Origin of the sequence: Solibacillus sp. FSL R5-0449, assembly GCF_037975215.1 — a bacterium.
Classification (GTDB): Bacteria; Bacillota; Bacilli; order Bacillales_A; family Planococcaceae; genus Solibacillus.
The window spans coordinates 3,342,016-3,354,714 of record NZ_CP150239.1 but is presented as its reverse complement, the minus strand read 5'-3'; the positions used below and the strand labels follow the sequence as shown (position 1 = coordinate 3,354,714).

The window sequence follows — 12,699 nt, the reverse complement described above, 5'->3', positions numbered from 1 at the left end:
GTTATTCTGACTGTTCATCCCAAAACAGTTCATCCAAAGTCTTGTTTAATGTTCTGCATATGGCGATACAGACACTTAATGTCGGATTATACTTGCCAAGCTCGATGAGACCAATTGTTTGGCGTGTAACCCCAACCTTTTTTGCGAGTTCATCCTGTGATAGATCATGTTCAATTCGAGCCATTTTCAAGCGAATATTTTTCATCGGTTTCGCCCCGCATCATCATCTTCTTCAAGCATTTTACTGTTCACTTTTTGACTTTTATTCAATGCGCTTTTATAGGCACCAAATAAAAGCAGTAAATAGAATGGAACGTAAATCATAAGTGAAACGATAAACACTAAAAAGAAATATTCAATTGCTTGAGAAGAGCTGTCCGCATATTGGTATGCGCTATTAATTCCCATGAAAAGTGCGATGACCAGACCTAATCCACTACCGACAATCAGCTGTTTTGTACTGTATGAAAACTTGCTGTTGGCATCATGAAGTTCAACTTCATCCGAAAATACCCCGAGTTGCGCCGAACGGAAGCCGTAATATAAACTCCCACATATTAAAATGACCATCTCTGTTGCAACAGACTCCATACTTACTCCGGAAAGGTAAAATTTAACCGCAATTGAAGCGATAACAATGATCATCGTAAGTATATAGATTTCCCGGTAAATTTTATTTTGCGTGTTGTACACACGCTCATCCACTATCTTTTTGTTCCAAAACCCCATTTTATCCCCTCCATATTTGTTGTTGTTAACCTCATTATACATTATATAATTCATAATGCAATTTATATATGTCATTTTGTAATTTATTTTATTCAATTACAATAAAAAACCGTGACTGCTTTCATTAGCAGTCACGGCATATGTTCTTTGATCATTTAACTATACCTAAGGAATCGAGCGGGTAAAAACGGATCGATGTAGAGCCGAGAATTTGATCTTTTGAGACTAACCCGATGCGTGGATCTCGGCTGTCACTACTTTTACGGCGGTTATCACCCATAACAAAATAATAGTCATTCGGAATTTCTGATACACCAGCTATATCTTCCAGTGTGAAATCGAGAGTCAAATCACCAGGGTCGTTAAGAGCAGACTTATATTCATCCAAATAAGGTTCGTCGATTTCCTGACCATTTATATAAAGTACATCATCTTTATATTCGATATGGTCACCTGGAACTCCGATAATCCGTTTAATAAAATATTCGCTTTCCAGACCATCAAACACAATGACATCGAATCGATCAAAATCATGAAGCGATTTTCCGATTTTATTGACGATAATCCGGTCTCCGTCTTCATATGTCGGCATCATGGAAGCACCTTTCACATCAATCGGAGTGAAAATAAATGTGCGAATAGCTACAACAAACAAGGCGGTTATGGCGATAACTTTAATCCATTCAAAAAGCTCATTTTTTTCTTTTTTCATTTTCTATAACCTCCTTAAAGAACCTAGCAGCTTGGGTTAAAATTATTTTACAACCCCATGAAGCTTCAATGCTTCCACAAACACATCCGCAATGTTCAACATAGACTGTTCATCAACATCAAATCTTGGATGATGATGCGGGTAGATGGCATCGATCTCCGGATTGCCGCCGCCTGTGAAGAAAAACGTGCCGGGCTTTTCCTGTAAATAATAAGTGAAATCTTCTGCGCCCATACGAGGTGGAGCATTCAATACTTGCAAGTCCGGCAAGTTTATTGAGACAGCTTCGCGAAGCATGGCTGTTTCGTTCGGGTGATTATATACAGCGTCATAGCCGCGAGTATATTTAAATTCAAGTGTAGCACCGTACTGAATTTCAATCGCTTTGCATAAATTGTTCAACTTTTGCTCTACCATATCGCGAATTGCCGGATTGAATGTACGCACTGTTCCTGTTAAATGTGCTTTGTCTGGGATGACATTGCCGACTGTGCCACTTTCAATTTTTCCAATTGTAATAACAGCAGATTCAATCGGATCAGTATTTCTGCTGACGATTGGCTGCACACCAAATACAAACTGTGCCGCGGCAACAATCGGGTCTACTGTTTCGTGAGGAGATGCCCCATGTCCGCCTTTACCTTGAATCGTAAGTTCAAAAAAGTCGGCTGCTGCCATTGCGTAGCCTTCACAAAACAGCACAGTACCTAATTCGCTCCACGATGAAATATGAGAGCCGTACACATAGTCGACACCGTCAAGACATCCTGCTTCTACCATTGCCTTTGCACCACCTGGTACGACTTCTTCCGCAAATTGATGGATGAATACGATATTGCCATGAAGTGCGTCACGGTTATCAGCAAGTGATTTTGCCAACCCGAGTAGTGCAGCTGTATGGATATCATGACCACAAGCATGGCTTACTCCATCGACTTGCGATTTATAAGGTACATCTTTTTCATCTTGAATCGGTAGTGCGTCAAAATCTGCGCGGAACGCAATTGTCGGTCCCTCAAAGGCACCTTTTAAATAGCCTACAACGCCATTACCACCAACATTCTCTTTCACATCAATCCCATAAGAACGAAGCTTTTCGGCAACGAGTTTTGGTGTATTCACTTCTTTAAATGACAGCTCCGGATACATATGCAGATGTCTTCGGATTTCAATCATATCCTCATAGTTTGCTTGCAGTTTCTCTTTTACGCTCATTTTCTCCACCCCTGAAAAATTATTCGTTATTCAATGCTTCCCATTCTTCTCTAAGTAACCCCATGCGAATCGAGTCATAATAATGCCCTTCGTAATAGCGAACTTTACGGATTTTGGCTTCAAGCTGCATCCCCAGTTTTTCACCAACACGAATCATGCGTTCATTGCCTGACCATGTCGTGAAGCCAACACGCACTAATGGCATTGTATGAAATAAATGTGCAATCCATAATTTTAGTGCCCGTGTTCCAATACCTTTTCCCCATGATTGTCCCTCATGCAGGACGATGCCCATTTCAAGCCACTTTGACGGTTCGTGTTCCCAGTAGTAGGAGATAATCCCACGGACAACCCCCGATACTTCAATAACCCACATGCTAGTATTTCCGATCCAATCATGCATTGTTTCGATAAATTGTTCATATGGAATCGCTCTATGCGGATAATACGGTGCATCCCATTTTTTTCATTCTGGCTGCTCATCTTTATAAATGAGTTCCCATAAACGGTCCATATCTTGTTCTAAAATTGGTCGTATGATTAGTTCCTGGTCTGTATACATTGTTTTCCTCTTTTCAAATAATTTTCTGTTTATAATGGATTGAAAAGAGTGGAAAGATTACTTTTCAATCACGTTCGTAAATGTTCTCATTTTTATCAATCCTTTCAATGGAAATTACTATTATTTTATCAGAATATTCCAGTAAAAGTAGAAATTGTTGAACTTTAATAGAATATTTAAGTAAAAAATTGGATAGATTTCAAATGAAACTGAGACCAACTGAAAGTAAAAAATATAAAGAAAAAGTAAAAAATTATAAAAAATAGTCGAAATTATCTAAAAGAACTACCAAAATCAATAACTAAGAACTATAATTATGGTTTGAAGAATGCAAAATTTTAGAAAATATATTAGAAAAGAATCACTAAATAGAAGTTGGTGAATAGATGGTGAAAACAGAAGATACAAATGTGCTAAGTTCAATGCAGCTAACAGTAGAGGAATTACAAAATATTAAAGTTGCATTAGACGAGTCGTCCATTTTGGCTGTTACAGATCAACGAGGCATTATTACAATGGTAAATGACCGATTTTGTAAAATTTCCAAATATGAACGTTGTGAACTCATTGGCAAAGACCACCGACTTTTAAATTCTGGCTATCATCCTAAGAAATTTTTTAAGGAAATGTGGCGTACGATCGGTTCTGGTAAGACATGGCATGGGGAAGTATGCAATCGCGCAAAGGATGGTTCAACATATTGGGTACAGACGACGATTGTGCCTTTTTTGAATGAGAAAGGAAAACCGTATCAGTATATTTCGATTCGTAATGATATTACGGCCCAAAAGAAAATTGGGGAAATGATACATATTGCACACCATGATGATTTGACCGGTTTGCCAAATCGCCGGATGTTACTTAATGATTTAAAAACACTGATCGAAGTTGAGCAACAACCGTTTTCACTTATGTTATTTGATGTGAACCGTTTCAAAAATATTAATGATGGCTTAGGTCATCGTGTTGGAGATATGTTTTTAGTAGAAATTGCAGAGCGAACAAAAACGTTGAATAGTCCGCTTCAGACTTTTTACCGTTTAAGTGGGGATGAATTTATCTGTATATTAAGAGATTCAGACCTGTTAGAAAGTACTGCAGAAAATATACAGGCGTTATTTAAACACCAATTCAATTTAAATAACCATGCGTTTTATGCATCGATCAGCATCGGGGCGGTAAATTACCCGGAACATGGGCACTCGGCGCAAGATATTTTAAAATATGCAGATATTGCGATGTATGAAGCGAAAAAAAGCAACAATAAAGGTTTTGTCGTCTATAAAAAACAACAGCGCTTTTCACATAACCAGCTACTGACATTGGAAACAAAGTTACATGATGCCATTAAAAATGAGGCATTTGAACTGTATTACCAGCCGAAAGTGAATCTCCAAACGAACAAAATTGAAGGTATGGAGGCACTGATTCGCTGGTTTGATGATGAGCTTGGTTTTGTACCTCCGGATCAGTTCATCCCATTTGCAGAGGATTTCGGGCTGATCAGTGATATTAGTGAGTGGGTTATTGCTAAAGCCGGTCGTCAAGTAACAGAATGGAATGAACAGTATAATTTAAATCTTCGCGTAGCAGTAAATATTTCGCCTAGTCATTTGAAAGCAGATAACTTTATCGAGCGCTTAAATCATATTTTATTGCAGCATGAAATTTCACCAAGCGCGCTGGAAATCGAGATAACAGAAATGAGTTTTTTAGATCAAAATTCAGATTTGCTCCATACAATTAAGCAATTGAATGAAATGGATATTACGTTAGCTATTGATGATTTTGGGACTGGCTACTCTTCATTGAGCTATTTAAAAAAGTTCCCGGTAGACTTATTAAAAATCGATCGTACATTTATTCATGAAATGTATAAAAACAATGCAGACATTGCGATGGTTTCTGCGATGATTTCTTTGGCCCGCGCACTTAATTTAAAAGTAGTGGCAGAAGGTGTCGAAGAACATGAAGACTTACACCTTTTACGGGAGTTTGACTGTGAATTTGTACAGGGTTACTATTATAGCCGCCCATTGACGATCGATGACTTTTCGCAACGTTTAAGTGAAAAGGGGATACTTGTATAAAAAAGTGGCCGGGACATAAGTAGAATTATTGCTAAATAAATGGAATGCCTTTATTAAGAAATGGATATATTGCAAAATTGATTGGAATGGAGGGCGACTCCTGCGGGAATAGCGTGACGCCTGAGACTACAGGCTCAGGCCACGCCCGCGGAAAGCGTCCCGGAATGGAAATCAATTTTAACGCTCAGCAAAAAAAAGCTATTTTTCTCTCAGAGAAAAATAGCTTTTTTGGGTTATGTCCCAGTCTCTTTTTCATGATTTGAGGGTAATACTTGGATTGATTTCAAGGAGCTTTTTTACAAACAGCTCCTTATCCTTAGGAGATACCAGAATGATTTGAATATGCGGGTCAAAGGTAATTTCTATCCGGTCAATTGACATAGCCGGAGCTGATAGAGGATTTTTCGATGGGCGTAAGCTTCGGATTTGGTTGATGGGAATACGCTTTTTATAAATCCCGCCGTAAACGATGAGTTCATCCTTTTCGATAACGTATTTTGTACCAAAAAACAGGATGCATAATAGGACAATTATAAGTGCCGTAACAAGCAGCAAAACAGCACTTGGTTCAGTAATGACCCCGTATATCATCGAGATGGGCACAAAAATAAAAACTATAGCTATCCAAATATCCACTTTTGATTTAAAAATCATGAAACGGCCCCCTTCTCCTTATAGCTTATAACATAGAGGCAGAAATTAAAAATACAATTCTAGTAATAGGGGATAGGTTATTTAATTCCATATTTTCGATCCAATGTTACAAGGCGCGCATCGTCATTCGGACGGTTCATGACTAAGTCGGCAATAATTTGAGAGCCAAGCATACTATAAACCGTACCGTTACCGCCAAATCCGAGCAGGTAATAGTGATTCGGCTGTTCTGGATGCTGTCCGATAAAAGGGAGATGGTCTAAAGACTCGCCGAAGGAAGCACAGTATTTATATGGGGCATGGAAATTTTCATCAGGCAATAACTCATGTAGCTTATCCAGCAGCACGTTAGCCATTGCATCCACTTTTGTTTCATTTTTGGCAGGATCGGCTTTCTTTTCGTCTAATCCGCCGATTACTACACGGTGATCTACCGTCTTTCGCATATATAAATACGGGCGAGCTGTTTCCCAAATGAGTGCATTTTCATACCAGCCTTCAAAGCCGGGTTTTTGCTCTGTCACAATCGCATAAGAACGGTTAATGTCAGCCCCCTTCATTTTTCCGTAAGGAAGACGCTCATACCCGGTCGTGTATACAATGCGGGATGTTGTAAAGGTTCCGTTCATAGTGTGCAAAGTGATCTCATTTCCCTCATCTTCAATCACATTGGCATACGTATTTTCAAATAAATCGAGTCCTTTTGCAATCAGCTGCTCAGTTAGTGAAACAACGAACTTATAAGGATTTATTTCTGCATCATTTTGTGTGTACAAAGCGGCAGGAGCTTTAAATGGCAAGCGCTTTTCTACAACTAATTCATTCCAAAATTCAGCAGGGAATCCGTTCTTCACCAACATTTCACATTCCTTTTCCAGCTTTGATACATCTTTTTTTTCACTGGCAAAACAGATGCTGGGACGTCGTATAAAATCTGCAGTATCTTTTAGAGGTTGTGCAATTTTTTCAATCTCGTCAACTGCTTCATAGCAAAGTTTATAAAAGCGTACAGCATCCTCCTCTCCAATTTTTTCACTTAGTTCATGTAGTTGAATATCATTTGAATATTGAAGTAATCCTGTATTTGCCGAGGTACTGCCGGAGCCAATCTCGTTTCGTTCTAAAACGGCTACCGTTAAGCCTTCATCAATTAGTGCTTTCGCTGTCAGTATTCCGCTCATTCCCGCACCTACGACAATTGCATCATAATGAGGTTTGATTGGTGGGTTGGTGTGAGGTTGTTTTAAAAGTGTTGTTGGCCAAAATAATAAACCGTTGTGTAATTCCATAAATAGTCCTCCTCGTATAATCTAAAGAATAATTCCCGCTCTTTGCTGTTTCTAACCTTGAAATTTTTAATAACTTACTTTCGGGGTAAAGGGGAAAGAATAGAAATTAAAAGGAGGGATATGATGGATCCTTATATTTTCGGGTTTTTCACGATTGCCTATATTGCCATCTTCGCCTGGGGAATGGCAAAACATAAAAAAACGGCATCTGCCATTTTGTTTTTAGTTATTGCCGCTCTGATTTACGATAATGCAATATTAGCGCTAGGCCATCTCATCGGAGAGGGAGACCTTCTTGAAACCCTAAGCTATGGCCGTTTTTGGCTTCATGCAATCTTTACCCCTACGTTAATACTTTTTTCATTATTTGTAATGAAAGAGGCAAATCTACACTTCGCCTATAAGAACTGGGTTCCCTTTACATTTGGTGCCTTATGGATTGTTGCCGTGATTGTAGAATATTTTGCGGAATTGAATGGACTGGAACTAGCTTCGGAAGAATCGTATGGTGTACTTAGCTACAGTACAACAGAAGCAGCATCCGGACCGCCGCCAATGATTTTGATTGTCCTTGTCGCCTTATTAATTGCCGCAATCATGCTTGGCAGGAAAAGAAAATGGTGGTGGATGCTTGTCGGGACAATCGTTATGACAATCGGTAGTGCATTTCCGATTGATATTGGGAGTGACGCAATTACAAATGCCTTTGAGCTAGTATTAATTGCGACTTTAATGTGGACAGCGATTCATTTTTCGAATGACAGACCATATAGAAGATTTTAATGAAGAATAATTGTGCTAAGGGGATCGCTTAGCACAATTATTTTTTGTATACTACCTTGCAATGAATAATAGTGTTTGTTAAACTACTGTATAATGAATAGTAGTGAGGTGAAATAATGAATCCTCAATTTAAAAAAGGCGTGCTGAATTTATGTGTCCTCGCCTTGTTGGAAAAGAAAGATATGTATGGATATGAACTCGTTCAAGCAATTTCTACACAAATCGAAATATCAGAAGGGGCGGTATACCCGCTGTTGCGCAGGTTAACAAAAGACGGTCTTTTTACAACATATTTAATGGAGTCCACAGAAGGCCCGCCGCGTAAATATTATCAAATTACCGAACTAGGGATTGAACAACTACAGAGCTTACGTAATGAATGGGAAAGTTTTATTTCAGGTGTAAATACTTTAATTCAAGGGAGCGAATAAAATGAACGAACAGCAATTTTTGGATTTACTTGATTACCATTTAGTAAAATTACAACAGCAAGAAAGAGATGACATCCGCAGAGACTTTGAAGAGTATTTTGAAAATGGTCGTACAGAAGGAAAAACGACAGAAGATATTATAAAATCATTTGGAAGTATTGAAGAATTGGCGGAAGAGCTCCTTGCTTCATATGATGAAGAAGATTTCATGGAAAATGTTGCGGTTGTAAAAAATGATAAGCCAATTCCGTACCAAAATGTAGAAATTGAAGCTAACGGTGTGAATGTGGTAATTGTTCCTACTGACGCTGAAGAGGTTATTATTGAAACAAAGGATAAGGATCACCTGACAGAAGCAGCGATGCAGATCAAAGATGATACGCTATATATCTCGATTAAGCGTCAGGAACAGGTTCGCCGTTTTTGGTTTATTACGATAATAGGAACGATCAATACAATAGATACAGTTGTTTATCTGCCTAAAAAGCAGTATGAAAAACTTGTGATTCATAATGACAATGGACGGATTAAAGTGTCGGAAACAATCGCGCAGCAATTTTACCTGCAATCAGATAATGGACGCATCTTAACAGACTATATCCAAGGGAAAGTTCTTGATGCCCATTCGGCTAATGGGCGAGTGGTGCTTACAGAAACGAATATTGATCTTGTAAAGGCAAGTTCAAATAATGGACGGATTATCGCAGAGAATGTGAAGGGTCAAGAGCTTCAGTTTGATTCAGATAACGGACGTGTCGAAATGAAAAATGTTTTAGGTGAAATTAAAGCACGATCACGAAACGGCCGGATCGTTGCACAGTTAAATACTGTCCAATCACCTATAAATTTTGAAACCGATAATGGTCAAATAATATTGAGTACAGAAGGCAAAATTCAAAATATAGAAATTGATAGCTGGACCGCTTGGGGATCTGTATCCATTTATAATGAAAAAACATCGCATTATTCGCATGGAACTAGAGCAAACACTATAAAGTTAAAAACAAGCAATGGGAAAATTACGGTTGAGGACCTTTTAGCTCAGTAATCTATGTAAAAGTTAGAAATTCATCGGCACAATCCGTATAATAAAACTAATGATAGTTGAAATGGAGTCGTTAACGATGAAAACATATAGCTTTAAATTATTTGGTGGCTATAAGGTGATACTTGATAAAACAGAAATAACAATTGACTATGCCGGCGAAAAGTTTCTATTTATAAATAAATCTAAGCCCCGTATGAAAACTATTTCTTACGATGACATATTGAGAGTCGATTACAAGGAAGCCGGTATGACATTCGGTTATGTGCGTCTTATTACTGCGGAAAATGCGCCATATGTTAGCAGTTCGTATGTCGCGCAGCATGATGAAAACGCCTGGATGGTCGAAAAGGATGAAATTAGTTTTTTAAATGAAGTATTGGGTGTGCTGAAAAAGCGCTGTAAAAATATACAGTTCGCTCAATTGAAAGCTTAAAATTAATACATTGCACGTCAAAAGTATTTGATGTGTTTTTCTATAGTAAAAAAAGTGCTCCGAAGAATACTTCGCAGCACTTTTTTTACTTTAAACTATCTGCATTTTTGACCACAGCTGTTTGTAGTAGGAATGGGAGTCAATAAGCTCCGCGTGTGTACCTTCACCTGACAGCTGGCCGTCTTCGAACAGTAAAATCTGGTCGGCATTAGTAATTGTAGAAAGACGATGTGCAATAATGATCGTCGTCCGGTTTTGCATTAATGTATGCAATGCAAGCTGTACTTCGCGCTCGGATTCATTGTCCAAATTGGATGTCGCTTCATCAAGCAGCAATATTTGAGGATTGCGTAATATTGCCCGGGCAATTGCAATCCGCTGCTTTTGTCCCCCTGAAAGCTTAATACCGCCTTCTCCAACTTCTGTTTCGATTCCTTGTTCAAGTGCCATGACAAATTCATAGGCATAGGCGGCCTTCAATGCATCTATTACTTGTTCGTCTGTTGCTTCGCTTTGACCGTACAAAACATTTTCGCGGATTGAGCCATTCATAAGTGGTGCATCCTGCGTCACATAGCCAAACAATTTTCGCCATTCATATAAATCATATTCTTCAATATTCGACTGTCCATATAAAATTTTCCCCTCTGTTACTTCATAAAAACGTTCGATTAAAGAAAACATTGTCGTTTTTCCACCGCCACTGCTACTTACAAATGCGGTTGTCTTTCCGGAAGGAATCGTAAAGTTCATTCCTTTTAAAATAGGCTGCTCGGCATATTGGAACTTTACATTTTGAAAAACGATATTTTGTGCCTTAGCAGGAATTGAAAGACCGGATAATTTTTCGGTTGCCTGAGCGATAATTGCTTGAATACGTTCTGTTGCTCCAAGCGCTTTCTGTAAGGCTGTAAAAAATGTCGCCATTTGCGTAAAGGGAATAATGATTTGCACAAGGTAAATCATTATCGCCACAAGCGCTCCTGAAGATATTGCTCCCGAAGATACTTGTGTTCCCCCATATCCGAATAAAAGAATCAGCACAATCATCATAATGAGCGTCATAATCGGAGATAAAATAGCGAGGATTTTCGCCTCCTTTAAACCAAATCGGTAAAGCTGCTCAATCCGGTTTCCACCCCTTTCTTTTTCCAATGGTTCGGTCTGTGAAGATTTTACAAGTCGAATATTGGATAATACACGTCCAAGATGCCCGCTGAATGAAGCAAGTTCATCCTGATTGGCTTTAGCGATTTTATGCATTTTTTGTCCAAGCGGTAATGTAACAAAAATCGCAAGCGGTACGGCTATTAACATAAGAAGCGTCATTTTCCAGTCGATCCAAAGTAAAATTGCAATCGCCCCGATTATAGAGAAAATGCCCGACACAAAATTTACCAGGTGGTCTGTTACAAGTTCCTTTACGACGCTTGTATCTTGTGTAATACGGCTCATCGTTTCCCCTGATTCATGGGCATCAAAGTAAGGGGTTTTTAAATGTAAAATATGCTGCCATAGTGTATTTCGCAGATTTGCTACAATCCGTTCCCCGAGCATACGCATCAGAAAGTAAGTCAATCCACTAAGAACCGCCTGTATAACTAAAATTAGTGCAACGGCAGTGACCGCTGTCCAAGCAAAACCTGAAGTCGAGAAATCATTGATCATATTCATCGTAAATAACGGCACAGCCAGTGAAGCAAGTGTTTCGATAATACTTAATACAAAAACAATAATGACGAGCTTCTTGGGGAATTTGCTTTTTTTTATAAGTTCCCATAATTGTTTTAGTTGAACGTTCATGTAATAACCCCCTCTAATATGTTCAATCGTGCAGCTTGTTCCAAGAGCCAATTTTCTTCTTCAGCAGAAAGCGGAATTGTAAACAGCCAGTTATCAAAATCGACATTTGGATATTTTTCAAATTCCTGCGCTAAACTTTTCGTTAATTCTGCCGGAATAATAGAAAATAATTGTTCAATTAGTCGTTTCAGTTCCGTATTATCTGGCGGATGCAGGAAAGCCTGCTTAATTTCATAGAGACTTTCAATGTAACGCCGATTAATTTCAATGAAGTTAATATCTAAATAATTGTAGATCTGTTCAATGAGCGGCTCCGGGATATACTGTTTTAAATAATCCTTCTGGGCATCCTCTGTCAGTAAACTATGAATAATGAGCAGTAAGGTAGTAGAATCAACAGCCGCACTTTCCTGGTGAATGAGAATGGCCGTATCAATCGTTGCAAGCATTTGATCCAACTGCTTTTTCTTCTTTAATAACTGTGCTTTTTGATTTTCCAAAGATTGAAGCAGTGAATCGTCTTTTTTGAGCAGCTCTTTAATTTCCTCCAAAGAATAATCAAGATATTTGAAAGTCACGATTTTTTGGACAGTGATAATATTGGCGTCATTATAATAACGCTGCCCGCCTTCCGAAATGCGTGCAGGTACTAATAACCCCTTTTCTCCGTAGTAACGCAAAGTACGAATTGTAATGCCGGTCTTTTTAGAAAACTCCCCGATTGAATACAAAGTCCTCACTCCTTGTATGTAGTATAAAAGCTGACGTAACGTAACATGCAATAAAAACATTTGAAAAATATAAAATAGTTTAGTTTGCGACAGAAATTTAAAGTAACGATGTCTTTTATATTACAAAAAAATAATGTTCGAATTTATCGAAAGTTGTCAGTTTATGTTCCACGTGAAAAAAATCCAACTAAATATGAATCATTTAAAAGAAAGAAAATA

The 12,699-nt window shown here is 38.4% G+C and carries 13 protein-coding genes and 1 pseudogene; 5 read left to right on the top strand and 9 right to left on the bottom strand.

All coding sequences use genetic code 11. The annotated features are described in order from the left end of the window. Position 1 precedes the first annotated feature (1 nt). The 5 genes and pseudogenes from MKY27_RS16805 to MKY27_RS16785 form a co-directional block, all read right to left on the bottom strand. Positions 2-205: a helix-turn-helix transcriptional regulator gene (locus MKY27_RS16805; protein ID WP_079523390.1), complete on the bottom strand. Its 204-nt coding sequence runs from the start codon at positions 203-205 to the stop codon at positions 2-4. Beyond that, on the bottom strand, positions 202-729 hold the full coding sequence (locus MKY27_RS16800) for a DUF6773 family protein (RefSeq protein ID WP_339196460.1): 528 nt from the start codon (positions 727-729) through the stop codon (positions 202-204). The genes MKY27_RS16805 and MKY27_RS16800 overlap by 4 nt, the downstream gene beginning before the upstream one ends. Positions 730-880: 151 nt before the next feature. Beyond that, a complete protein-coding gene (lepB, locus tag MKY27_RS16795; RefSeq protein ID WP_339196459.1) occupies positions 881-1,441 on the bottom strand; it encodes a signal peptidase I in 561 nt (186 codons plus the stop codon). 42 nt (positions 1,442-1,483) lie between these two features. Then, on the bottom strand, positions 1,484-2,656 hold the full coding sequence (locus MKY27_RS16790) for an amidohydrolase (protein WP_339196457.1): 1,173 nt from the start codon (positions 2,654-2,656) through the stop codon (positions 1,484-1,486). Positions 2,657-2,675: 19 nt separating this feature from the next. Further along, positions 2,676-3,218 (bottom strand): annotated as a pseudogene (locus MKY27_RS16785) (GNAT family protein). A 386-nt stretch (positions 3,219-3,604) separates the two neighbouring features. On the opposite strand from MKY27_RS16785, the gene MKY27_RS16780 reads away from it, so the two are divergent. After that, positions 3,605-5,308, top strand: a complete 1,704-nt coding sequence (locus MKY27_RS16780) for a GGDEF and EAL domain-containing protein (RefSeq protein WP_339196455.1) — start codon at positions 3,605-3,607, stop codon at positions 5,306-5,308. A 252-nt stretch (positions 5,309-5,560) separates the two neighbouring features. On the opposite strand, the gene MKY27_RS16775 is transcribed toward MKY27_RS16780, so the two are convergent. Then, on the bottom strand, positions 5,561-5,962 hold the full coding sequence (locus tag MKY27_RS16775; RefSeq protein ID WP_339196454.1) for a PH domain-containing protein: 402 nt from the start codon (positions 5,960-5,962) through the stop codon (positions 5,561-5,563). Between the two features lie 77 nt (positions 5,963-6,039). Then, a complete protein-coding gene (locus MKY27_RS16770; RefSeq protein WP_339174245.1) occupies positions 6,040-7,251 on the bottom strand; it encodes an FAD-dependent oxidoreductase in 1,212 nt (403 codons plus the stop codon). A 120-nt stretch (positions 7,252-7,371) separates the two neighbouring features. Here MKY27_RS16770 and MKY27_RS16765 point away from each other — a divergent pair, with 120 nt between their 5' ends. From MKY27_RS16765 to MKY27_RS16750, 4 genes are all read left to right on the top strand, one after another. After that, complete coding sequence (locus MKY27_RS16765; RefSeq protein WP_339196451.1) at positions 7,372-8,034, top strand: phospholipid phosphatase; 663 nt, start codon at positions 7,372-7,374, stop codon at positions 8,032-8,034. 116 nt (positions 8,035-8,150) lie between these two features. After that, entirely contained in the window at positions 8,151-8,465 is a 315-nt protein-coding gene (locus MKY27_RS16760; protein ID WP_339174242.1) for a PadR family transcriptional regulator, read from the top strand. A 1-nt stretch (position 8,466) separates the two neighbouring features. Next, on the top strand, positions 8,467-9,513 hold the full coding sequence (locus MKY27_RS16755; protein WP_339196449.1) for a DUF4097 family beta strand repeat-containing protein: 1,047 nt from the start codon (positions 8,467-8,469) through the stop codon (positions 9,511-9,513). Positions 9,514-9,589: 76 nt separating this feature from the next. After that, positions 9,590-9,946, top strand: a complete 357-nt coding sequence (locus MKY27_RS16750; RefSeq protein ID WP_339174238.1) for a hypothetical protein — start codon at positions 9,590-9,592, stop codon at positions 9,944-9,946. A gap of 90 nt (positions 9,947-10,036) precedes the next feature. Here the strand turns inward: MKY27_RS16750 and MKY27_RS16745 are convergent, their stop codons facing one another. Together MKY27_RS16745 and MKY27_RS16740 are read right to left on the bottom strand one after the other, a co-directional pair. Next, a complete protein-coding gene (locus tag MKY27_RS16745; RefSeq protein WP_339174235.1) occupies positions 10,037-11,749 on the bottom strand; it encodes an ABC transporter ATP-binding protein in 1,713 nt (570 codons plus the stop codon). Beyond that, positions 11,746-12,489 (bottom strand): MerR family transcriptional regulator, encoded by a 744-nt coding sequence (locus MKY27_RS16740; protein WP_339199771.1) that lies wholly within the window; start codon positions 12,487-12,489, stop codon positions 11,746-11,748. The genes MKY27_RS16745 and MKY27_RS16740 overlap by 4 nt, the downstream gene beginning before the upstream one ends. Between the last annotated feature and the right edge of the window lie 210 nt (positions 12,490-12,699).

What these genes read in the sequence shown, in the direction of transcription:
- lepB (WP_339196459.1), bottom strand. Translation starts at nt 1,441, where the DNA reads ATGAAAAAAGAAAAAAATGAGCTTTTTGAATGGATTAAAGTTATCGCC.
- MKY27_RS16745 (WP_339174235.1), bottom strand. Translation starts at nt 11,749, where the DNA reads ATGAACGTTCAACTAAAACAATTATGGGAACTTATAAAAAAAAGCAAA.
- MKY27_RS16770 (WP_339174245.1), bottom strand. Translation starts at nt 7,251, where the DNA reads ATGGAATTACACAACGGTTTATTATTTTGGCCAACAACACTTTTAAAA.
- MKY27_RS16805 (WP_079523390.1), bottom strand. Translation starts at nt 205, where the DNA reads ATGAAAAATATTCGCTTGAAAATGGCTCGAATTGAACATGATCTATCA.
- MKY27_RS16780 (WP_339196455.1), top strand. Translation starts at nt 3,605, where the DNA reads ATGGTGAAAACAGAAGATACAAATGTGCTAAGTTCAATGCAGCTAACA.
- MKY27_RS16775 (WP_339196454.1), bottom strand. Translation starts at nt 5,962, where the DNA reads ATGATTTTTAAATCAAAAGTGGATATTTGGATAGCTATAGTTTTTATT.
- MKY27_RS16755 (WP_339196449.1), top strand. Translation starts at nt 8,467, where the DNA reads ATGAACGAACAGCAATTTTTGGATTTACTTGATTACCATTTAGTAAAA.
- MKY27_RS16760 (WP_339174242.1), top strand. Translation starts at nt 8,151, where the DNA reads ATGAATCCTCAATTTAAAAAAGGCGTGCTGAATTTATGTGTCCTCGCC.
- MKY27_RS16750 (WP_339174238.1), top strand. Translation starts at nt 9,590, where the DNA reads ATGAAAACATATAGCTTTAAATTATTTGGTGGCTATAAGGTGATACTT.
- MKY27_RS16790 (WP_339196457.1), bottom strand. Translation starts at nt 2,656, where the DNA reads ATGAGCGTAAAAGAGAAACTGCAAGCAAACTATGAGGATATGATTGAA.
- MKY27_RS16800 (WP_339196460.1), bottom strand. Translation starts at nt 729, where the DNA reads ATGGGGTTTTGGAACAAAAAGATAGTGGATGAGCGTGTGTACAACACG.
- MKY27_RS16765 (WP_339196451.1), top strand. Translation starts at nt 7,372, where the DNA reads ATGATGGATCCTTATATTTTCGGGTTTTTCACGATTGCCTATATTGCC.